19 protein-coding genes are annotated in these 20,494 nt (G+C 46.6%); 8 read left to right on the top strand and 11 right to left on the bottom strand.

All coding sequences use genetic code 11. The features are described from left to right. Position 1 precedes the first annotated feature (1 nt). The 6 genes from cas7b (at position 2) to ACYVE4_RS07340 (ending at position 8,237) form a co-directional block, all read left to right on the top strand. Entirely contained in the window at positions 2-970 is a 969-nt protein-coding gene (gene cas7b, locus ACYVE4_RS07365) for a type I-B CRISPR-associated protein Cas7/Csh2 (RefSeq protein ID WP_460996572.1), read from the top strand. Continuing rightward, on the top strand, positions 970-1,683 hold the full coding sequence (cas5b, locus tag ACYVE4_RS07360; protein WP_460996571.1) for a type I-B CRISPR-associated protein Cas5b: 714 nt from the start codon (positions 970-972) through the stop codon (positions 1,681-1,683). The genes cas7b and cas5b overlap by 1 nt, the downstream gene beginning before the upstream one ends. 26 nt (positions 1,684-1,709) lie before the next feature. Beyond that, positions 1,710-2,399 carry a CRISPR-associated endonuclease Cas6 gene (locus ACYVE4_RS07355; RefSeq protein WP_460996570.1) on the top strand — a complete coding sequence of 230 codons (690 nt, stop codon included), beginning with the start codon at positions 1,710-1,712 and terminating at the stop codon, positions 2,397-2,399. Positions 2,400-3,000: 601 nt separating this feature from the next. Further along, positions 3,001-6,207, top strand: coding sequence for a SusC/RagA family TonB-linked outer membrane protein (locus tag ACYVE4_RS07350; protein WP_460996569.1), 3,207 nt, complete (start codon positions 3,001-3,003; stop codon positions 6,205-6,207). Between the two features lie 24 nt (positions 6,208-6,231). Then, positions 6,232-7,695 carry a SusD/RagB family nutrient-binding outer membrane lipoprotein gene (locus ACYVE4_RS07345; protein WP_460996568.1) on the top strand — a complete coding sequence of 488 codons (1,464 nt, stop codon included), beginning with the start codon at positions 6,232-6,234 and terminating at the stop codon, positions 7,693-7,695. A 26-nt stretch (positions 7,696-7,721) separates the two neighbouring features. Next, entirely contained in the window at positions 7,722-8,237 is a 516-nt protein-coding gene (locus ACYVE4_RS07340; protein ID WP_460996567.1) for a hypothetical protein, read from the top strand. 172 nt (positions 8,238-8,409) lie between these two features. Here ACYVE4_RS07340 and ACYVE4_RS07335 read toward each other — a convergent pair whose 3' ends face one another. The 6 genes from ACYVE4_RS07335 to bshC form a co-directional block, all read right to left on the bottom strand. Continuing rightward, entirely contained in the window at positions 8,410-10,077 is a 1,668-nt protein-coding gene (locus ACYVE4_RS07335) for a hypothetical protein (RefSeq protein ID WP_460996566.1), read from the bottom strand. Between the two features lie 3 nt (positions 10,078-10,080). Next, complete coding sequence (locus ACYVE4_RS07330) at positions 10,081-10,857, bottom strand: ABC transporter ATP-binding protein (RefSeq protein WP_460996794.1); 777 nt, start codon at positions 10,855-10,857, stop codon at positions 10,081-10,083. 93 nt (positions 10,858-10,950) lie between these two features. Further along, entirely contained in the window at positions 10,951-11,964 is a 1,014-nt protein-coding gene (locus ACYVE4_RS07325) for an aspartate-semialdehyde dehydrogenase (protein ID WP_460996565.1), read from the bottom strand. Between the two features lie 205 nt (positions 11,965-12,169). Beyond that, the gene (locus tag ACYVE4_RS07320; protein ID WP_460996564.1) at positions 12,170-12,814 is read right to left on the bottom strand and encodes a porin family protein; all 645 of its coding nucleotides are present in this window, start codon (positions 12,812-12,814) and stop codon (positions 12,170-12,172) included. Positions 12,815-12,956: 142 nt separating this feature from the next. After that, positions 12,957-13,523, bottom strand: a complete 567-nt coding sequence (locus tag ACYVE4_RS07315; protein ID WP_460996563.1) for a 5-formyltetrahydrofolate cyclo-ligase — start codon at positions 13,521-13,523, stop codon at positions 12,957-12,959. Between the two features lie 198 nt (positions 13,524-13,721). Beyond that, the gene (gene bshC, locus ACYVE4_RS07310) at positions 13,722-15,269 is read right to left on the bottom strand and encodes a bacillithiol biosynthesis cysteine-adding enzyme BshC (RefSeq protein ID WP_460996562.1); all 1,548 of its coding nucleotides are present in this window, start codon (positions 15,267-15,269) and stop codon (positions 13,722-13,724) included. A gap of 268 nt (positions 15,270-15,537) precedes the next feature. Here bshC and ACYVE4_RS07305 point away from each other — a divergent pair, with 268 nt between their 5' ends. Continuing rightward, the gene (locus ACYVE4_RS07305) at positions 15,538-16,974 is read left to right on the top strand and encodes a hypothetical protein (RefSeq protein WP_460996561.1); all 1,437 of its coding nucleotides are present in this window, start codon (positions 15,538-15,540) and stop codon (positions 16,972-16,974) included. An 89-nt stretch (positions 16,975-17,063) separates the two neighbouring features. Next, complete coding sequence (locus tag ACYVE4_RS07300) at positions 17,064-17,519, top strand: ferritin-like domain-containing protein (protein ID WP_460996560.1); 456 nt, start codon at positions 17,064-17,066, stop codon at positions 17,517-17,519. 95 nt (positions 17,520-17,614) lie between these two features. On the opposite strand, the gene ACYVE4_RS07295 is transcribed toward ACYVE4_RS07300, so the two are convergent. From ACYVE4_RS07295 to ACYVE4_RS07275, 5 genes are all read right to left on the bottom strand, one after another. Next, positions 17,615-18,496, bottom strand: a complete 882-nt coding sequence (locus tag ACYVE4_RS07295) for an aldo/keto reductase (RefSeq protein WP_460996558.1) — start codon at positions 18,494-18,496, stop codon at positions 17,615-17,617. Between the two features lie 117 nt (positions 18,497-18,613). Next, positions 18,614-18,919 carry a type II toxin-antitoxin system RelE/ParE family toxin gene (locus ACYVE4_RS07290; RefSeq protein WP_460996556.1) on the bottom strand — a complete coding sequence of 102 codons (306 nt, stop codon included), beginning with the start codon at positions 18,917-18,919 and terminating at the stop codon, positions 18,614-18,616. Next, the gene (locus tag ACYVE4_RS07285; RefSeq protein WP_460996554.1) at positions 18,913-19,086 is read right to left on the bottom strand and encodes a hypothetical protein; all 174 of its coding nucleotides are present in this window, start codon (positions 19,084-19,086) and stop codon (positions 18,913-18,915) included. Before ACYVE4_RS07285 ends, ACYVE4_RS07290 begins: the two co-directional genes overlap by 7 nt. A 28-nt stretch (positions 19,087-19,114) precedes the next feature. Beyond that, positions 19,115-19,972 (bottom strand): prephenate dehydrogenase, encoded by an 858-nt coding sequence (locus tag ACYVE4_RS07280; protein WP_460996552.1) that lies wholly within the window; start codon positions 19,970-19,972, stop codon positions 19,115-19,117. A gap of 68 nt (positions 19,973-20,040) precedes the next feature. After that, positions 20,041-20,445, bottom strand: a complete 405-nt coding sequence (locus ACYVE4_RS07275; protein ID WP_460996550.1) for a GxxExxY protein — start codon at positions 20,443-20,445, stop codon at positions 20,041-20,043. Positions 20,446-20,494: the final 49 nt, after the last annotated feature.

The raw sequence follows: 20,494 nt of genomic DNA, 5'->3' as shown, positions 1-20,494 counted from the left end.
TATGCCAGTAATCCAAAACCGAAGCGAGATTTTGTTTTTATACGACGCCAAACGATGCAATCCCAACGGCGATCCGTTAGATGCCAATCGCCCTCGAATCGATGAAGATTCGGGTTGTTGTCTGGTAACCGACGTCCGGCTGAAGCGTACTATTCGCGATTATCTGGTCGATCAGGGGTTCAATGGCGAAGCGGGTAGCAAAGGCGATGTATTCATTCGGGAAATCGGCGGCAAACCAGTAACGGGAATCGAGCGGGCAAAGGCATACGCCAATCGGGAAGAGTATTTGCAAAAATTCATTGATGTGCGGTTGTTTGGTGGCGTATCGGCCCCGAAAGCTGCACCCAGGGCGAGTAAGCAGCCTAAAGAAACCGTATTTGTTCCTGCTGATTCAGAGACTGATAGTGTGGACATCGACGAACCTCTTGATACGAACAAATTATTTCACTTCACAGGTCCGGTACAGTTTGGCATGGGTCGGTCGCTGAACCGGGTTCAGGAAAATTTCATCAAAGGCACGGGTGCGTTTACGACGAAAGAAGAATCGATTCAGAAAACGTTTCGGGAAGAATACGCCATCACGTATGGGCTGATTGCCTTTCACGGGGTAATTAATGAGCAAGCCGCTAAATATGTAGGCACCACGAGCGACGACGTCGATCACTTGGTTGATGCCATCTGGAACGGGACGAAAAGTTTGCTCACACGCTCTAAAAAAGGACACATGCCCCGATTGCTGATCAAAATTGATTACAAAAACGGGTTCTTTATCGGCGATCTCATTGAGCGGCTAATCCTGATTCCGAAGCCGGGAAAACGCGAAGATTCGTACGAAGATGTGGAAGATTTTACAGTCGATACGTCGCGTTTGGTAGCTGTGCTAGCGAAGTATACGGATCGCATTGAGCGTATAACTGTTGAGCAGGACGACCGAATTCAACTCTCGGAACCGATTCCAATTAAGCCCTAATGCGTCGCAATATCCTGATTTTTGACATCTGGGGAGACTATGCACATTTTAAGAAAATTTACGCTACCACAACCGCGCTCTCCTACGCTATTCCGCCCAAAACGGCCTTGTACGGCTATCTAGGCGCTATTCTGGGGTTGTCCAAAATTGATAGTGATTATTTGAATCACTTTGCCAATAAACAATGCCTGATCGGTTTATCAGTCTTGAATCCAATTGTTATGAAGCGGCTGGGGGCTAATTTAAGACCTACGCTAAAGCGAACTGCGGACTCTTCGAAACCAACATTGATCGAATACATATATCGACCTCGTTATCGTGTGTATGTCTGGCATCAGGATGTTGATTTTCAGGCGAAACTTCGACAGGCATTGCAAACGCATACCACTATCTATACGCCCTCACTAGGTTTAGCTGGACTTGTATCAAACTTTGAATGGGTTGGCGAAGTAATTACTGATACCATTCAATCTGGCCAGGTGATTCCTATTCATTCCGTCATTCCTCGCAAATATTTGGTCAGTTTAGATGAAGAAGCGCTGCTAACTGGCCAAACCGAATTGATTGAACAAAGTCTATTCGCCATCGAAATGAACACCGACCGCGACGTGACCGAGCGTGACGACATACTCCTGGAACGAAAAGGGCGACCAATTTGGGCGTGTGTTACTTCATATTACTCCATCCATCAGGCCAACATCATCCTTTTCTAACGAGCAATAACGTTTAGTCATACCGTATGCCCACTCAGGTTCTGATTCCACTTACGACGGTCACATTTCCCGAAATAGCCCTTCATACACGGGATGCTCATAAGCTGCGGGGGTATTTTGGCGAACTGTTTCGCGAGTATTCTCCACTATTGCATAACCACCTACAAAGTGATGATACTGGGCAGCCCCAGTATCGGTATGCGTATCCATTGGTGCAGTATAAAGTGTTGCATCAAGTACCCACACTAGTTGGCGTGGGCGAAGGCGCCGGTTTATTGACCCGGTTATGTCTAGATGTATCAGAGTTGAAAATTGATGGGCAACGCTTTCCGATTCTATCCAAACACATTCACCATACACAGGCACCTCTTGGCATCACCAACGACCTGATTGAGTATCGTTTCGCGACGCTATGGATGGCCCTCAACCAGACTAACTATCAGGATTATCGGCGCCACTCATTATCCGATCAATCGGCCCAACTGAAACGTGTATTAACAAGTCAGTTGTTAGCCACTTTCCGGGCATTTTCGATCTGGCTGGAACCGCACGAACGCATGTTGCTGAAATTAATGCTAACCGAACGATGCACCCAATTTAAGAACCAGCGAATGGTAGCGTTTGCCGGTAGTTTTCTGGCGAATGTAGTCTTGCCCGATGGTATCGGTTTGGGCAAAGGTGTGTCGAGAGGGTTTGGTACAATTGAGCGAGTGTGAGTCCACCTCACCCCCGGCCCCTCTCCTAAAACAGGAGAGGGGAGCAGAACTACATTTTTAGCCCCTCTCCTGTTTTAGGAGAGGGGTTGGGGTGAGGTGAATTCCATCAAGTATAAGCAGGATTGAAGTATATCTATTTACTCTCTTAGAAACAGAGAATTTTTCAAGGGTCATCCACTTTAAGCAGGATTGAACGACCTAGAGTTTGTTGGGATTTTGGAAACCCATTTTTGTCATGCTGAGGCACGAAGCATCTTAAAGCGTCCCAATTCTTTTGTTAGGATAGTTTAAGATGCTTCGTGCCTCAGCATGACAAAAATGGGTTTTAAAAACGCCTTGCGTGACTAGTCAGGAGACGGCTGGAAACGCAGGGCTTTTTTCATGAATTGAGGTACTGGCCAAACGTAAATCTTTATCGGCTTACAAAAGCGATAATCTTTATCGGGATTACCCTTACTCCGTCTGCTGACCTATTCTTTTGAGAAGATTGTCGCTCTGCTGTCCAGAAAAAAGGCTGTAACAAGGCCAATTTCTGGGGTGAGTTTCATTCAAATAGCTGACCATTTTTCAGGTTTCTATGTATTCAATCTTTACTCAAAACATGAAGTACACATTCATCACAAGCTGGCTGGTGCTGTTTCTGCTATTCTGTAGATCGGTATCGGCGCAGGACGTAACCGTCAGCGGTCGCGTCACCTCATCCGATGATGGCCAGGCTTTGCCGGGCGTAAGCATCCAGGTAAAAGGAACAACCCGTGGCACCACAACCGATGCCAACGGCCAGTATCAAATCAGCGCACCGGCCACCGGGCGATTAATTTTCAGCTTCATTGGGTATGCTAACCAGGATGTCGCGGTTGGCAATCAATCTACCCTTAATATCGCTTTAGTCACTGGCTCGCAAAGTCTGGACGAAATCGTGGTTACGGCTCAGGGGATCGAGCGCGATAAACGATCATTGGGCTATGCTACACAGGAAGTTAGCGGCAATACGCTGGCACAACGTTCGGAACCTAACCTACTAAATGCGTTGCAGGGGAAATTGGCCGGTGTGAATATAACAGGTTCTAGTGGGGCACCAGGGGCTTCGACCAACATCAACATTCGCGGAATTACCTCATTTACAGGAAGTAACCAACCGTTGATCGTGGTCGATGGGATTATTTTCAGCAATGATGTCAACCTGAGCCAAAATACCCTTTTCGGTACGCAGCCATCGAACCGCCTGGCCGATATTAACCCCGAAAGTATTGAATCCGTAAACGTCCTGAAAGGACCAGCGGCTGCCGTATTGTACGGTTCTCGTGCGTCGGCAGGGGCTATTGTGATTACGACCAAGACCGGCCGAAACAATAATAATAAGACCGAGGTAACTGTCAACTCGTCGTTCAACGTACAGAATGTGTATGGCATACCGAAGTTTCAGAATGATTACGGGCAGGGAGCCAATAACCTGTTTACGCCAAACTCTACCAATTCCTGGGGAGCCCCTTTTGTAGGCGGGCCTTCGTCGGTAACAAACACGCAGGGATTGGTTGTCCCGTATCAGGCTTATCCCAACAACGTAAAAGATTTCTACCGCCAGGGGAGTATCCTGCAAAACTCGGTTAACATTGCTTCCGGCGATCAGAATCGTAATTACATTATATCCATTGGTAATACCTTGCAGAACGGGATTATCCAGAACTCGAAATTCAACCGTACGAATGTGCAGTTGGGTGGCGAGTCGCGCTTGCAGAATGGATTACGAATCAGCGGAACGGGAACCTATGTACAGACCGTTTCGACGGGTATTCCGGGAGGGAATGGAGCCAGTGCCTTTGGTCAGATAACCCGGATTCCACGTAGTTACGATCTGGCCAACGAACCGTTTCAGGATGCCAATGGTAAAAGCATTTACTACTCCACGACAAATAATAACCCGCAGTGGAGTGTAAATAACGAGAAGCTCGATAGTCAGGTAGATCGCTTTTTTGGCAATTTCCAGATCGGATACGATATCACAAAGTGGTTGAACGTGGCGTATCGGGTGACGGGCGATACCTATTTTGATCGGCGGAAATTGACCCTTCCAATCGGCGCAGGACGAGCACCAGCGGGCGAAATTCAGCAGGATAACTTCTTCCGAAACGAACTCAACGGCGATCTGATCATCACGGCCCGGAAAGACAATCTATTCCTGGAAGGTCTGAATGCAAATCTGCTGTTGGGTAATAATATCAACCAGCGCAAAACGCAGCAAACCCTGATCGATGCCTCTTCCCTGACGATTCCCGGTTTTTACAACGTGGGTAACGGTACGGTGTTTACGGCTAACACAGGCACTGGTGAATTTAGCACAGCGCGTCGGCTGGTGGGGTATTACGGCCAGTTATCGCTGAATTATAACAATTACCTCTTCCTGGAGCTATCGGGCCGGGCCGACCAGTCGTCTACACTACCTAAAGCGAACAATACCTATTTTTATCCGTCAGCAGCCGTAAGCTTTGTCCCGACCGACGCGTTTAAGCTCAACTCGGATGTTGTATCGTATGCTAAAGTGCGGGCCAGTATTGCTCGGGTAGGCCGCGACGCAGATCCGTATCTCCTCTCGTCGGTATATGCCGGGGCAAGTTATGGGAACAATGTAGCCAATATTACTTTTCCCTTACAGGTAGCCGCCGGGAGTATTCCAGGCTTTGTGGTTGGCGCAAGAATTGGCAACAACAACCTGACTCCCGAGTTTGTAACCTCGTATGAAGCTGGTATTAATCTGGGTTTCTTCCGGAATCGGTTAAGCGTCGATGCTACCTATTTCGATACCCGAAGCACCAATCAGATCTTCAACGTAGCCATCGCCAATACATCTGGCTACGATACCCGAACTACCAATGTGGGTGAGCTGCGTAATCAAGGCGTCGAAGTAGTTTTGAATGCGACGCCAGTTCGAGCCAGTGGGTTCAAGTGGGACCTTACGTTGAACTATACCCTGATCCGCAACAAAGTCATCTCTATTGCACCAGGCGTTAAATCGTCAGCTATCGGTAGTTCTGCAACGAATCTGGTTGGCTCTGGAGCAAATGCCTTTACGGGTATTATCCCCTCGATTTACGAAGGATTTCCGTATGGTGTAGTGGTTGGAACGGCCAATGCCCGCGTACAAAATACGGATAAGAATGCGCAATATTATGACCCAACCGGTCAATACGTTGGGCAATACGTAATCAACGGAACATCCGGTCAATTTGCGCCAGGTGTTGCCAATTCAGTCATTTCCAATCCGCAACCAAATTATACGGCGGGGTTAACAAACACTTTTTCGTATAAAGGACTTGCCTTATCGGTACTGGTCGATACGCGCCAGGGCGGGCAGCTTTATTCGTTCTCGATGGTCGATCTTCGAGGAAATGGCTCACTGTATGTTACGGGTATTGATCGCGATCAGCCGCGTATTTTGCCGGGTGTTATCCAGAACGCTGATGGCACATTCCGACCCAATAATATCCAGTTAAGTCCACAAGCGTATTGGGGTGGAACCGGCTTTAATGGCCTTGGTGGACTAGCCTCCGAAGCCGCTGTTTTTGATGCTACCGTTTATCGTCTACGCGAAGTCGCGCTGAATTATACATTACCGAAGGGCTTACTGGGCAAAACACCGTTTGGATCTATTTCGGTGGGTGTTAGCGGTCGTAATCTGTATTTCTATGCGCCTAATTTCCCGGCCGATCCTGAGATCAACACGCAGGGGGCTGGTAATATTCAGGGAATGGACCTGAACGGTCCGCCGAACACGCGCAATTTCGGCGGCAATATCCGACTCACGTTCTAATCACTTTATTCATCAAAGAAGCTCATGAACTTATCAACGTATAGACGCTATCTGTTGCTGCCCCTGTTTGTTGGGATGGGCGCCTGTAGCAAATTTCTGGACATAAACACGACGCCGAACAACCCCACATCCGTAACACCAGCGGTGTTACTGCCAGGGGCTCAGGCGGGTACTGCTTTTGCCGATGCGAACGAGATTAATCGGTTTGCCGAAACGCTGGTTCAGCATATAGCTGGGGCCGGTAACAACCCGGCCAACTACGATGTGTTCCAGACGAATGGGGCCGACATGGAAAACCAGTGGCGGTTTGAAATCTATAACGGCGGACTCATCAATTTTCAAAAACTGATTGAACTAGGCGACGCTACCAATTCAAAAGCTTATACCGGTATCGCCAAAATCATGAAGGCCTACACCTTTTCGATTGCCACAAATGTGTGGGGCGATGTACCGTATTCGCAGGCCTTGCAAGGAGAAGCATTTACAGCTCCACGCATCGACAAGCAGGAAGATATCTACAAAGGAAATGCTTCCCAGGGTATTCAGAGCCTATTCGATCTGGTACGCGAAGGAATCAAAGATCTCGATGCGGCTTCAACCCTAAAACCGGCTGCCGATGATTTGATTTATGGTGGAGATTTGGCTAAATGGAAACGAGCCGGTAATACGCTACTACTAAAATTCGCTACGGTAATTAGTCGCAAAGAACCGGCACTGGCGACCAGCGTGATCAATGAAGTGCTGACGGGCAACAACTACATCACGGCCAACTCGGGGGATATGAACTTTACGTTCGGTTCTTCTGTGGGTAGCCAGGACCCGCGTTACTCCTATACGAATGTCAGTACATTTAAGGATGACATTATTTTAAGTACTCGGTATCTGAATATGCTCAATGGCCTAAACGATCCCCGATTGCCGATTTTCTTCACCAAACCCGCTGCTAATTACGTCACCATCGACAACGGATTCCGGGGTACGCTGCCAATCCCTGTCACCAACTGGTCACGGTATAATAAATTTATTACCGGCAATTCAGGCGAAGGTCCTGTACGGATGGCAACCAATTTTGAACGAGCGTTTATCCTGGCAGAAGCGGCTTTGCGTTTGGGTACTCCCGGCGATCCGCAAGCCCTCTACACCGAAGGTATTACCGCTGCCATGACGCTAGCTGGGCTCACCGCCGATCAGATCCAGGCCTATCTGACAGCTAATCCAACGGTGGCTACACTCAGCGGAACCAATGAACAGAAAATAGCCCAGATCATTACCCAGAAGTACATCGCCTGGACAGGTCATGGTCTGGAAGCCTGGAATGATTACCGGCGTACCGGCTATCCAGTGCTACAACCCTCGCAGAATGCCGCCGGTATCGACGGGACTCGTCCCGTACGGGCCGTGTATATCAACACTGAGATTCAACGGAACCCCAATTTTCCCAACCCCGCTCCTCAATCGAATGTACGGGTATGGTGGGATGTCGATTAAGGAACGACTAATGACTTTAAAGACTTATGAAAAATCAACTCATTTATAGTTTATTGCTGATCATATTGTCAATTAGCAGCTTCTCCTGCAAAGACGATCTGATCTACAGCGATCTGGTTCGGGATAATCGCCCAGCCGTTCCGGTGACGTTTCCGGGTACCACCACCTATGGTTTCAATCCATTTATTACGAGTTCACTGGCTGGCGGTGGCCCCATTGAATTTACGCTGTCCATTCCATCCAGCAGCGGCCGGACAATCAAGGAGATTACAAAAGTGCTAGGGGGCGCTACCGGAATTACCGTTGGTAATCTAAATACAGCAACGGCATCAACGTTGTACAACTCAGTCCCAATTGCTGGTACAGGAACGACAGCCGTATTTAAAACGACGATAGCGGATTTCAAAACGAAGTATCCAACGGTGGCTACAGCTCCGGTTGCTCTGCCCAACTACACGGAAATTCAGTTTTTATTTCTGGTTACGCTGGACGATGGTACTCAGATTGTGCCGGAACCGGTTCGCGTTCGGATTGTGAATTGAATTTCCCTCACGGCAACGGCCGACCGCCCCCGGCCCCTCTCCCAGAACGGGAGAGAGGAGAAAACTTGGAATAAGCCCCTCTCCTGTTTTAGGAGAGGGGTTGGGGTGAGGTGAAACCTCCTAACAACTAAGCCACGCAAGCCTGTTAGCCATAACTGACAGGCTTTTGCATTTACGCCATTTCAATCGAATCCCAACTCGTCTTTTTATACTGTTGAAGCATGTGCCAGAATACCCCAGCCGATGCCGGAATGGCAATCCAGACTCCGTAGGGGACAAACGTCAACCCGTAGTGCGAGAAGCCAACGAAGCCTAAAACAAGGCTTACTAAAAGACTACGAGCGGCATTACTTTGCCTGACAGCATCCTGCTCGACAGAAAATGGCATGTAGCGGGTTGATAACAAGGCCGAACTGAGAAGCATTACCAGTGAGTTACTAAAAGCCAGCAGTACATCGCTGATTTTATCGAGTCCGTAGCGATAGAGAATAAAGCCTGCCAGTAAGCAGAAAAAAGGCAACAATAACTTAATAATGATGGCCTTTAGCGAACCTGAAAGAATATTACCCGGCTCCTGAATGGGCGCACTGCCATACACCCACGAAGCACGATAATTATCGGATGCGCGCAATTGATACTGGGCGATCATAACATAGAGACCACCAAAATACAGGGCGAATAAATAGAAAAAATTACTAGCCCCAAAAACTTGACCCTGGAACGACATCGCAATGACATAAGCTAGCCCGAATCCCAACTGTGGATACGTTTTTAACTTAAACTTGCGGTCGCGACTAGTTATGTGCCACGTGAGAGCAAACGCGGCTCGTTCAAGGGAATTGCTGGTAGCCCAGTCCGCTATACGCTCCATCCAACCTGATCGACTTGATAACTTCTGCGCTGAACCAGTAGTCGTCATCGGGCGATTTTCCTGATCGATATTGCTTAATTTCTGGGTAAAATCCGTTGTCAGGAAACGATTCATGAACCAGATACCTGCAAAAGGTGTGAGTAAGGCCAGCGTGAGAAAAATCAGATGCGTTTGATCAATAATGGGTCGAATAACCGTTTCTAGCGCACCCGCCATCCACATTGGCGGTACGAAATAATGCCACCACTGATGTTCCAGCGATTGGCTTATGATGACTTGCGAACCAATTACACGGGGTAAAATCTGATAGCCACCGTAGAACAGAATCGCCATTACAATCTGTAAATAATTGATGACCTCCCGTAACTTTTCTTCGCTGGTAAAGCGCATCAATACCAGATAAAACAGATTGGTCAGAAAGACCATGAATAAGGCTGACAATAGGCTCAAGAGCAGAAATAGCAAAGCCACAAGGCTTCCAAATCGGTTCCCAAGAATGAAGATACCGACAACAGTCAGCGAGAGGGTAATGGTAAATAAGTAACTGGTAATATGGACGATCCGGGCCAGCCAGAGCGTCCGACTACTAACGGGTCTAGGCAGAATAATTTGATTATCAGATGAGTCGAGAATAACCGATGAGAAATCAGAAATAAGTGTCATGGCACAAAGAGCCATGATGTAACTGAACTCCAGCGTGAGCGGTAAAAACAATTGCTCTTTCTCGGGAATGCCTAACATAGCGAAACTAAGCAGCCCGCCAACCACCGTGTAAATGCCCAGTATACGCAGGAAACTATTATTCGTCTCGCCAGATTGTTTGCCGTACCTACCTAAACTGACAACACTTCGTCTATTATCCATCGTCAGTTTCACCTGTACAATGGCCCGCAACTGACCGTAATCTGCGCCAAGCATTCGGAATAGGCCTTGCAGACGGTCGAGAAACCAGAGAATGATCGGTGCCATACGTTAGTTTTTCAGTGTATGGATAAATTCTTCCGCAACACCCGTTTGCCCTTCGTTGCCTGTCAATTGGGAAAATAACTGTTCAAGCGATTCAGGGCGCTGATGTTGCAACTCGGCAAACGAACCGTCGGCAATTACCTGCCCCTGATTGATAATAATGATCCGATCCGAAATCTTTTCCACCACATCCATCAGGTGCGAACTGTAGAAAATAGTTTTGCCGCTATTCGCCAACTGACGAATAATTTCCTTTACCAGTACTACCGCATTGGCATCCAGTCCAGACAAAGGCTCATCCAGAAAAATAACGTCGGGATTATGTAACAACCCCGAAATGAGCAGCACTTTCTGACGCATCCCTTTCGAAAACGTCGTCATACGTGCATCGACGTGATCGCTGAGTTGAAACAACCGAAGCAATTCTAGGGCTTTTCGTTCAATTGTATGCGTATCTAATTCGTATAACTGCCCGATGAATTGGAGGTATTCCATCGGCGTCAGCGTATCGTATAAAGCCGCATTTTCAGGTACGTAACCAATCCGCCGTTTGATCTCAAGGGCAGCCGTTTTTACATCCATGCCGAGTACGGTTGCCTCGCCCGCGTAGTCGGGCAGCATACCAATCAGGATTTTGATTGTTGTGGATTTTCCGGCGCCATTCTGGCCTATATAACCGACGACCTGCCCTGCCGATACGCTGAGATTAATTCCTTTGAGAACGGGAATAGAGCCGTAGGATTTATGTAGATTCTGGAGTTCGATAACGGGAGTAGTATTCACGAAAATAGCGGTTCGTTCGGGCTGAAATTTACAGAAAAATCCCGCCCAGCCACAAGCCAGACGGGATTTACGGTCATTAATCACAAAAAACGGTTACGCCACGGTTTCTTCGGCGTCAACCAAACTATGTTTTACTAAATACTCAGCAATTTGCACGGCATTGGTAGCGGCTCCTTTACGAAGATTATCTGCTACGATCCACATGTTCAGCGTTTTTGGCTGGCTTTCATCCCGACGTAGACGACCAACGAATACTTCATCTTTTCCGTGCGCGGTGAGCGGCATTGGATAGATTTTGTTTTGTGGATCATCCTGAACGATAACACCTTCTGTATTACTCAGAATATCAACCACTTCGCTCAATTCAAACTCATTTTCGAACTCAACGTTAACCGCTTCGGAGTGGCCGCCGATGGTCGGAATCCGAACCGTAGTAGCCGTTACCTGAATTGAATTATCGCCCATGATTTTCTTGGTTTCATTCACCATTTTCATCTCCTCTTTGGTGTAGCCATTGTCGAGGAAGACGTCGATGTGGGGCAGTACGTTCAGATCGATCGGGTGTGGGTATACTTTTTTCGCTTCGTGATCGCCTTTCCGCTCCGCAAACAGTTGATCCACAGCAGCTTTACCCGTTCCGGTTACGGATTGATAGGTCGAAACTACTACGCGTTTGATTTTGTAGCGATCGTGAAGTGGTTTCAGCGCTACTACCATCTGGATGGTTGAGCAGTTTGGATTGGCGATAATTTTATCATCAGCGGTTAGCGTATCCGCATTTACTTCCGGAACAACCAGCTTTTTGGTAGGGTCCATCCGCCAGGCCGATGAATTATCGACGACAATAATACCGGCTTCGGCAAACCGGGGAGCCAATTCCAGCGAAGTTCCACCGCCAGCCGAGAAGATCGCAATAGCAGGTTTGGCAGCAATGGCATCCTCGAAGCTAACGACGGTGTACGGTTTACCCTTGAACTCAACCTGTTTACCAACCGACCGCTCGGAAGCAACGGGAATAAGTTCAGAAACCGGGAAGTTACGTTCTTCCAGTACCTTCAGGATTTCGCCACCGACCAAGCCAGTAGCCCCAACGACTGCGATTTTCATTGTAGTAATGTGGGCAATTGCCCACGGTTATTAATTAGTAATAAAAAGCAGAAATTCTCTGCTCTGTGATTTTGGACTGCAAAATTACGGCAAAACTTTGATAGACAGATGGTATCATCTAAAAAAGTAGGCTCACCGAATCATCTTTAATACCAAAGCCCAGCCAACCGTTCGCTGACTGGGCCCTGTGCGTAAATAGACTGAATTATTCTCCGCCAAACAGGAAACCAAGCGCCAGGCCAAACGCGGTATTTTTGGTTGATCCGTCAGAGCCATTGGCCAAATTACCTAAGCCCGGTGAATAGTAGCCTGAAATCGTCAGACCGCTAGTAAGCTCATAACCAGCGGATAAGCGCAGGCCATAGTCAATTCGCTTTAGCTGATCTTCGCCCGAACCAAATTCAACGGATTCGGAAGCTGATTGGCCTTGTATAGCGCCACTTACCTTGCCATTGATTGCATAGCCAACATAAGGTCCCGCTCCCAAAACAACTTTACCTGGACCTGCTTCAAGACCATACGTCAACTGAATAGGGACTTCCAGATAATTGAGGGAATAGTCTATATCACCACCACTGACCGTACCACCCGTCAAGGCACCTAGATTAAATTTTGTGCCTTTTACTGAATACAGAATCTGAGGTCTTATTGATAGATTACCAGCGATAGAGGCATCTAGTAACAGACCGGCCATAAAGCCAATCCGATTGCTGCCATTAATAGAAATACCGCCGAGATCGTTTTTTTGATTAGCCAGCTGCACTCCTCCGGTCAGCCCAACACGAACTTGTGCAAAGGATGCCAAGGTGAAGAGAAGCAAACCGACTGTGAGAAAAATAGTTTTTTTCATCCGTTAATTAAAATTTAGTTAAACGGGTACAATAATACACCCTAAGTATCTACATACCCAATTTTATGTTTACAAATAAACTATAAACCAATCAACCTGATGAGTAATAATATGATTATAAGCTCAATACGTTGTTAGACCATTATCGTATAGATAGGTCCAACAGAACATCCGTCTCTGCGACATCGTCAATCCGATCTACAGGTTCGAAGAAGGAAAGGCCTACTTTTAAACAATCGGGTCGGCAATCGGCCAGAAATCGATCATAATACCCTTTTCCGTATCCTACACGATGGCCAACCGTATCAAAAGCAAGGAGTGGAACAAGCACTAAATCAATCTGATTACTCGCAATTGGTGTATCGCGATCAACCGGTTCAGGGATTCCCCAACGGTTTTCAGCTAAGACAGTTGTCGGCTGTAATGGATAATGTGTTAGCAGATTGGTAGTCGTATCCGTAACAGAAACCACCAATTGACAATTTGGGAATTGTCTCCATAAGGACCGAATAATTAACCACGTATCAATCTCGTTTTGTCGACGAATTGGTAGAAACGTATGGATTAGGGACTGCTTGGCAGTGAGATCAGTTCCCGCCAAAAAATCGAGAAAATGCTGAGCGATTTCCTGACTTCGAGTTTGCACTTCATCAGTAGTCAGCGCCTTTCGTTTGGCCAGAAACAACCGTCGCACTTCGGATTTTGTCATCAATAGGAAAACTATTAGCGTATGGCTTATTGATACGAAGCAATTGAGCGCCGAAACGAACAGAGGCCCTTTCCAAGGTCTGTGTCCTCACAGACTCCTTACCGGAGGCTAGCGCTGGCTGACGCGCGGGTGTCTGTGAGGACACAGACACGGGAACCCAATCAATCAGCAGTGGGCTGATCGTGTTTTCCGAAAAGGCTATTCTAAACAAAGCTGCATGCGGTAGTCGAACGGATCGAAGACAGATAGCATTTTTTGCAGAAAAGTCCGGTCGTTGAGATAGAATGTCAGGAAATTTTCGGATCGTTCCTGCAAACTACCATTCGGAAAGAGCTCGTCCTTAACTGCCAGTAATTGTCGTACACCCGTTTCCTGATTGCGTTCTTCGGCTCGACGCATCTTCTTTTCGAGTCGGGTAATGGCATTGGCAAACCGTTTCGTTTCGGCTAGTACCGCTTTTTCAAGCGTTGGATCAACCATTTGTGCTTTGTGCAGAATAGCATCCAACGCTTTGTGTACGATCTTGTTCTCATTATCGAACTTCAACGTATGGCGAGCGTGGTGTTCGACGTATTCATGCTTGATTTTCAGCGTATCCTGAAATAAATCTTCGGGAGTCAGTCCCAGTTTACCAATTCGTTTTGCACTGACCGATGGAATATAGAGCGCAAAATTGCGCGGCATCAGGATAGGGAATGTTGTTTGATAATGATCAAAAACACTTTTCAACTGTAACCAGTAAGGTACTTCCGATGGGCCGCCAATGTAGGCCAGATTGGGCAGGATGGTTTCCTGGTAAAGTGGACGCAACACCACGTTTGGACTGAATTGTTCGGGATGCTCGTCGAGCAAATTCAGTAACTCATTTTCCGAAAATTTGCGTTTGGTATGAACAATCTTATAGGTTCCATCCTCTTTACGCTCAATCCGTTCACGAATCTGATCATCCAGAAAAAACAGATTGATATCACGAGGAGCAATCACGGTTTTATAGCCAAGTGCTTCTAATTGGCTTGTATTCTCCTGAACTAACTCGCCAGAGTGCTGATTCAGCAACTCATCACGCATGATCGGGGCAAAAACACGCTTTAAAGCAGCATCGTCGGCATCCAGACAAACTAGTCCCTCAGCACCAAACAATTCATTGACGTAATAACGGGCGGCATTCGCCAGCGTATCCTGTTTCAGATAAGCTTCCTCAAAAAGAGTCAGTTTCTCAGGAATCTGCTTAAAGAGCGTCGTTAGCTCCTGCGGGTTCATGCGACCAACAGCCCCACGCTGATTCGTCTCCCAAGAATAGCTTCTGCCGAACATCGAAAAATGATTGATTTCAGCAAAATCATGATCTTCCGTTGCCATCCAGTACACGGGCACGAAATTGTAATCAGGATAGGTTTCTTTCAGCTTCCGGGCCAGATTAATCGTCGTGATCAGTTTGTATATGATATACAGCGGCCCCGTAAAAATGTTGAGCTGGTGACCCGTTGTTACCGTAAATGTGTTGGGTTGAAGGAGGATTGAAAAATCGGGCTTCGTCCCAATTGATTGGTATTGTCGTTCCAGCGTATCTACCAGAATCCGTCGTTTTGATTCGTCAAATGGCTTCTCCTTAAGCTGATCGCTAAAGGCAGCGATGGTCGGAAAACGATTGTAAAAAGGAGTTAACGTATCTTTTTGGTTAATGTAATCGAGGAAGAGTGACGAAAACTGACCGGTAGAGGTAAGCGGCAGGTACTGACAGTCCATTCGGAAAAGGATTGGGATTTACTCGGCTCAACAACAGAAAAACCAGCAAGGTTCGACGCTATTGTTTAGAAGCTTCTTGTAGCTGGTTTTTTGTGATAAGCGGCCGATCGTTCGGTGCCTTTCTACGACCAAACGTTCTCCTATAGCGAATTTCCGAACTGTCTTGTAATTTAGGGGGATTGAGAACCAATAGTTCTTGCAGAAAGTCCAATATCCCCTTATTTTTGACTTATTCGTTTTTAATCCGATTTTAATGTACTCTACGTTTATGTCTCGCCCGTATTTATTGTTCGTTTGCATTCTGGTTAGCTGTATGGCGGTTACCTGCGTTCGAGATTATCCATCCGGAGATCCTAACCCTGCCCCACCCGTTGTAACGAATCCGCCGGGCGGAGGCTTACCGGGTCAGGTTCAGCAATCACCTCAAAAACGGCTTTATCTGGGAAATGATAAAATCCGGCTGGGTATCGATCTGAATGCTGGCGGAGCCATCACGTATCTTTCAGAAGCGGGAAGCAACGTAAATATGGTCAACAACAATGACCTGGGACGGCAAATTCAAACGTCGATATATGCTGGGCCGAACCCTTATAGCGTAAATGGCAAAGACCCCGTTTATCAGTGGCGAAACCTGGGCTGGAATCCTGTTCAAACCGGCGATTATTACAACCATCCGGCAAAAGTCGTCAGCTATCAGCAGGGACAAAACACGCTCTATGTCAAGACGATACCCCTAATTTGGCCACTCTTCAATGAGCCAGCCGATTGTGTTTTCGAACATTGGATTGAGATAAAAGAAAATACAGTCCATATACGCTGCAAGGTGGTCGTAAATCGAGTCGATACAACGTATCATGAATCTCGTACGCAGGAAGTTCCCTGCATGTATCTGAATGCTCCCTACTACCGAATTATAACGTATGATGGCCTGAAACCTTTCTCGAACGGTACTGTCAGCGAATATTTCAGCCAGGAAAATCTCAATAAATACTGCACTGAAAACTGGATTGCTCTACTCAACACAGATGGTAGAGGAGTGGGTCTCTACAAACCGAACGGCGAAGTACGATTTAGCTCAGCAGGCTTCGGGAATTCGCACGTGGGAACCGAGTATGATATATCAAGTGGTTATGTAACCAGCCAACCGCATGTACTCATTGATCATAACAGCGAATATGAATATGAGTGTACGCTCATTGTGGGTTCATTAAACGATATTCGGCAGTTTGTTTATAGCCAGCCACGCCCTCCGATAGGACCAAACTATACCTTCACCAAGGATCGACAGGGTTGGTATTACAGAAACACACGCGATAAAGGATGGCCCATTCAAAATGAGCTAAATGTTCGATGGCAACGAACGGATCAAACAATACCCGAATTTCGAATTTTGAGTCCGTTTGTGTTCTGGTATGCTTCTGACGTCCCAAAACTGTATCTGAATGCGGCCTTCCGCACGAAAGGAACGACGGCTCGATTTGTCTGGCAAAAATCAGACTATAGCGACATTCACGAAACGCCGGGACGCTACATCGATTTTCCAATTATTGGGGATGGGCAGTTTAGAACCTACGAGCTTAATTTAAGTCAGGTTGCTGGCTGGGACGGGGTTATTAAACAGATTTACTTCACGAGTCCACCAGCGCAATATGGCCTTGAAGAGGGATCAACTGTCCAGATACGAAGCGTAACCATGACAAAATAGAAAACGAAAATAGGTTCTATTTTTCGTAAACAATTAGGTTTTGGGTCGAGTTGTAATGTCAATAGACAACTTATCGAAATTCAACTGTTATGATTAAGAACGAAGAAATTGTTGATGATCTTAATGATCTGGTCAAAATCAATAATGACCGGATTCATGGCTACGAAGAAGCGATTAAAGAAAGCAAGGATACGCAACTGAACGACCTGTTTCGGCACATGATTATTCAAAGCGAACAGTTTCGCAGTCAGTTAGCGGATCACATTGTGCGGATTGATGGAACGGCAGTAGCTGATTTTGATTCGACAGATATTAGCAGTCAATTGCATCGTGCCTGGATTGATATTAAGTCAGCCATTACGGGTAAAGATCGGAGTACGATCCTAAGTTCGGTTGAGTTTGGTGAGAATGCAGCCGTTGAAGCCTACGAAGATGCGATCTCGAAAGATCACATTCCGGCTTATATCAAAGAGGATTTGCAAAAGCAACTTAGCGAATTACGAGGAGCCTACGATAAGGTTAAGTCGCTCGAAAGTGCCGCTTAAGTGAATACACATCTACAAAAAAGGGATGGCTTACTACCATCCCTTTTTTGTTAACCTTTTGTCATCCTGACTTCAGAATGGATGTTGATGTTTTATTACTTCGGAAGCGGCATATCCTGAAAATCTTCGTCAGTAAGCTTAATCGTTACTGCCTGCATATTCTCTTCGAGGTGTTTTACCGACGACGTTCCGGCAATGGGCAGCATAACAGGTGAAGCTGCTAATAACCAGGCCAGCGCGACTTGATAATCCGTTGCTGGTTTTCCATCAATTTGATGGCGGGCGGCTATTTTCCGGATGGCGTTTTGAGCCGATACATTGCCCGCATCGAGCGGATACCAGGGAATAAAGGCAATCCCGTTCTGCTCGCAGTATTTCAGCACGTTATTCCACTTTTGCTGACCGAAGTTGTACATATTCTGCACCGATACAACTTCGAAGTACTTTTTAGCTTCTTCAATCTGATCAATATCTACTTCCGATAAGCCAATGTGCTTGATTTTCCCCTGCTCCTGCGCTTCCTTTAAAAAGCCCAAATATTCGCTGGAAGGCACTTTCGTATCGAAACGGTGGAGCTGATACAGATCGATCTGATCTAATTTCAGCCGTTTCAGACTTCCATCTAATGCTTCTTCCAAATGCTTCCGGCTGCCATCGACCGGCCACTGATTCGGACCTGTGCGGAGTAATCCACCTTTCGTGGCAATAACCAGACCTTCTGGGTAAGGATGAAGTGCTTCGGCAATTAATTCTTCGGATACATAAGGACCGTAGCTATCGGCCGTATCAATAAAATTAATGCCTAATTCGAGAGTGCGTTTCAACACCCGGATGGCTTCGTCATGATCTTTCGGTGGCCCCCAAATGCCGTTACCTGTGATGCGCATCGCGCCATAGGCCATCCGGTTGACGGTTAGATCACCACCGATTGTAATCGTACCAGCCTGTGCGGCCAGTTGTGCTTCTGTTGCTTGCATACGTCTTGCTAATGGTTCAAGTATGGATACCCGTTTAGGTACTCAACAGGCTAAACCAACTGAATAGCCATTTTGTATTAGCAACCGTGTAAAGTTTTCATTTTTATTACCGTTTCGCTATTCTGGGTCGAAAAAGCGATCCGCCATGTTTCGTGAGCTGTGCTGTATTGTAATAACGTCTATCTGCGTGGGGCCGACGAGTTTATAAACGATACGATAGGATTGATGGATCAACTCTCGTAAGTTAGGTAGGTCAAATTCAGGGACTTTCCGACCCATCTCAGGCTGATAGCGAAGTAGATCTACTTTAGCAATGATTGAATCCTGCAAGTAATTAGCATAAGTGGGCGAATAGTGAGCATGATACTCTCCAATAGCATCCAAATCACCAACAGCGCGATTTGTGAAAGTTATACTCACCATTTGCGTAAATGTTGCCGAATATCCTCAATCGGAACCGTTTCTTTCCGGTCAGATTGAAGTAATCCTTCCTGAACTTTCTGAATAAAAAGTAGTCGTTCAATCAACTCTTCTACCGAAAATTCGTCAGGCATTTTCTCCAGCGACTCTTGTACTGCGGCTTTTGTCATAGGACTGTTTTTTATCAAATATACCATTTTACCGTTTCTCAATCCCATCCAACACGCGCCGGATTACGTTAGCACGTTGCATGAAGTCGAGTGAGGTACTAATATCTTGATTGTCAATAACCTGTTTAAATTGCTGTAAAAATTCGATGTATGCAGCCAGGGCATCCGAAACATTTGTACGGTTCTGGTCAAAAATGGGTGCCCACATTTGCGGAGAGCTTTTCGCCAGTCGAACCGTCGAACTGAAACCCGTACTGGCCATATCGAAAATGGCCTGTTCGTCTTTCTCTTTTTCCAGCACCGTCAAGCCCAGAGCAAAGGCGCTAATGTGGCTCAGGTGCGAAACATACGCCAGATGCAGATCGTGTTCCTGCGGGTTCATGTAGAATAATTTCATCCCAGCATCCCGAAAGAGGCTTTCGGCTAAGGTCAGGCTATCAGGATTGCTTTTCTCCCGGTCGCAGATAATGAGGTTTTTACCGGGTAATAACTCCCGAAAAGCGGCACCAGGGCCCGAATTTTCGGTACCTGCCATTGGGTGAGCGGCCACAAACTGAGCCCGTTTAGGATGGGCATCGGCAACAGCACAAATCGTTTCTTTGGTTGACCCCAGATCAACAACCGTTGCCCCTGGAGGCAAATGATCAAGAACGGTTGGCAGTAAATCAATGATCGTATTTACTGGCGTCGCCAGAACAACCAGCGTACTTTGCGCGACAGCTTCGACCAACGGCAACACCTCATCAACAATGCCCTTCGCCAAAGCTAATTGCCCATTTACCGCCGACGTATCGACACCAATGAACCGCATTTTGGGGTATTTCTCACGGACGGCCAATGCAAACGAACCGCCGAGTAAACCAATGCCTATAATGGAAACTTTCATGGACCGGGATTTAACGGATTACAGGATAAAGCAGATTTTGTTTGGTTGCTTTTCCGCTTTGATGAGAACTACGATTTGAGATGAAATCTTCGAAAATGAGGATTGAGTACCCGTTTGAATTCTAAGCTAGATGTGCCAAAATTTATCCACAAGCCGATTTCTAGATTGAACGCTTCAAGGTAATTAATAGCCTGTGCCAGATGGACTTCCTCTAACTTAGTTATTGCTTTTAGCTCGACTAATATTTTGTCTTCAACGAGAAAATCGACACGACGTGTTCCCATCAACACGCCTTTGTAAAAAATTGACATATCTACTTCACGAGCAAATAGGATACGATTTTGCTCAAGTTCGTAAGCTAAGGATCGTTGATAAATAGCTTCTTGAAATCCATTACCCAAAACACGATGCACCTCCATGGAGCAACCAATAATTCGATGGGTTAGCTCGCCATACTTGTAGTCTTTCTGCATTATTACTCCAGCTATTCCTAAAGACTAAATTCAGTCTCATTTTTAATCT

Source organism: Spirosoma harenae, assembly GCF_054776975.1.
Note: the sequence above shows the minus strand (reverse complement) of the source record. Positions and strands in the feature narration are given on the sequence as shown.

Bases quoted from the DNA above. Each gene is read 5' to 3' on its own strand.
- cas7b (WP_460996572.1), top strand. From the start codon at position 2: ATGCCAGTAATCCAAAACCGAAGCGAGATTTTGTTTTTATACGACGCC.
- cas5b (WP_460996571.1), top strand. From the start codon at position 970: ATGCGTCGCAATATCCTGATTTTTGACATCTGGGGAGACTATGCACAT.
- ACYVE4_RS07355 (WP_460996570.1), top strand. From the start codon at position 1,710: ATGCCCACTCAGGTTCTGATTCCACTTACGACGGTCACATTTCCCGAA.
- ACYVE4_RS07350 (WP_460996569.1), top strand. From the start codon at position 3,001: ATGAAGTACACATTCATCACAAGCTGGCTGGTGCTGTTTCTGCTATTC.
- ACYVE4_RS07345 (WP_460996568.1), top strand. From the start codon at position 6,232: ATGAACTTATCAACGTATAGACGCTATCTGTTGCTGCCCCTGTTTGTT.
- ACYVE4_RS07340 (WP_460996567.1), top strand. From the start codon at position 7,722: ATGAAAAATCAACTCATTTATAGTTTATTGCTGATCATATTGTCAATT.
- ACYVE4_RS07335 (WP_460996566.1), bottom strand. From the start codon at position 10,077: ATGGCACCGATCATTCTCTGGTTTCTCGACCGTCTGCAAGGCCTATTC.
- ACYVE4_RS07325 (WP_460996565.1), bottom strand. From the start codon at position 11,964: ATGAAAATCGCAGTCGTTGGGGCTACTGGCTTGGTCGGTGGCGAAATC.
- ACYVE4_RS07320 (WP_460996564.1), bottom strand. From the start codon at position 12,814: ATGAAAAAAACTATTTTTCTCACAGTCGGTTTGCTTCTCTTCACCTTG.
- ACYVE4_RS07315 (WP_460996563.1), bottom strand. From the start codon at position 13,523: ATGACAAAATCCGAAGTGCGACGGTTGTTTCTGGCCAAACGAAAGGCG.
- bshC (WP_460996562.1), bottom strand. From the start codon at position 15,269: ATGGACTGTCAGTACCTGCCGCTTACCTCTACCGGTCAGTTTTCGTCA.
- ACYVE4_RS07305 (WP_460996561.1), top strand. From the start codon at position 15,538: ATGTCTCGCCCGTATTTATTGTTCGTTTGCATTCTGGTTAGCTGTATG.
- ACYVE4_RS07300 (WP_460996560.1), top strand. From the start codon at position 17,064: ATGATTAAGAACGAAGAAATTGTTGATGATCTTAATGATCTGGTCAAA.
- ACYVE4_RS07295 (WP_460996558.1), bottom strand. From the start codon at position 18,496: ATGCAAGCAACAGAAGCACAACTGGCCGCACAGGCTGGTACGATTACA.
- ACYVE4_RS07290 (WP_460996556.1), bottom strand. From the start codon at position 18,919: ATGGTGAGTATAACTTTCACAAATCGCGCTGTTGGTGATTTGGATGCT.
- ACYVE4_RS07285 (WP_460996554.1), bottom strand. From the start codon at position 19,086: ATGACAAAAGCCGCAGTACAAGAGTCGCTGGAGAAAATGCCTGACGAA.
- ACYVE4_RS07280 (WP_460996552.1), bottom strand. From the start codon at position 19,972: ATGAAAGTTTCCATTATAGGCATTGGTTTACTCGGCGGTTCGTTTGCA.
- ACYVE4_RS07275 (WP_460996550.1), bottom strand. From the start codon at position 20,445: ATGCAGAAAGACTACAAGTATGGCGAGCTAACCCATCGAATTATTGGT.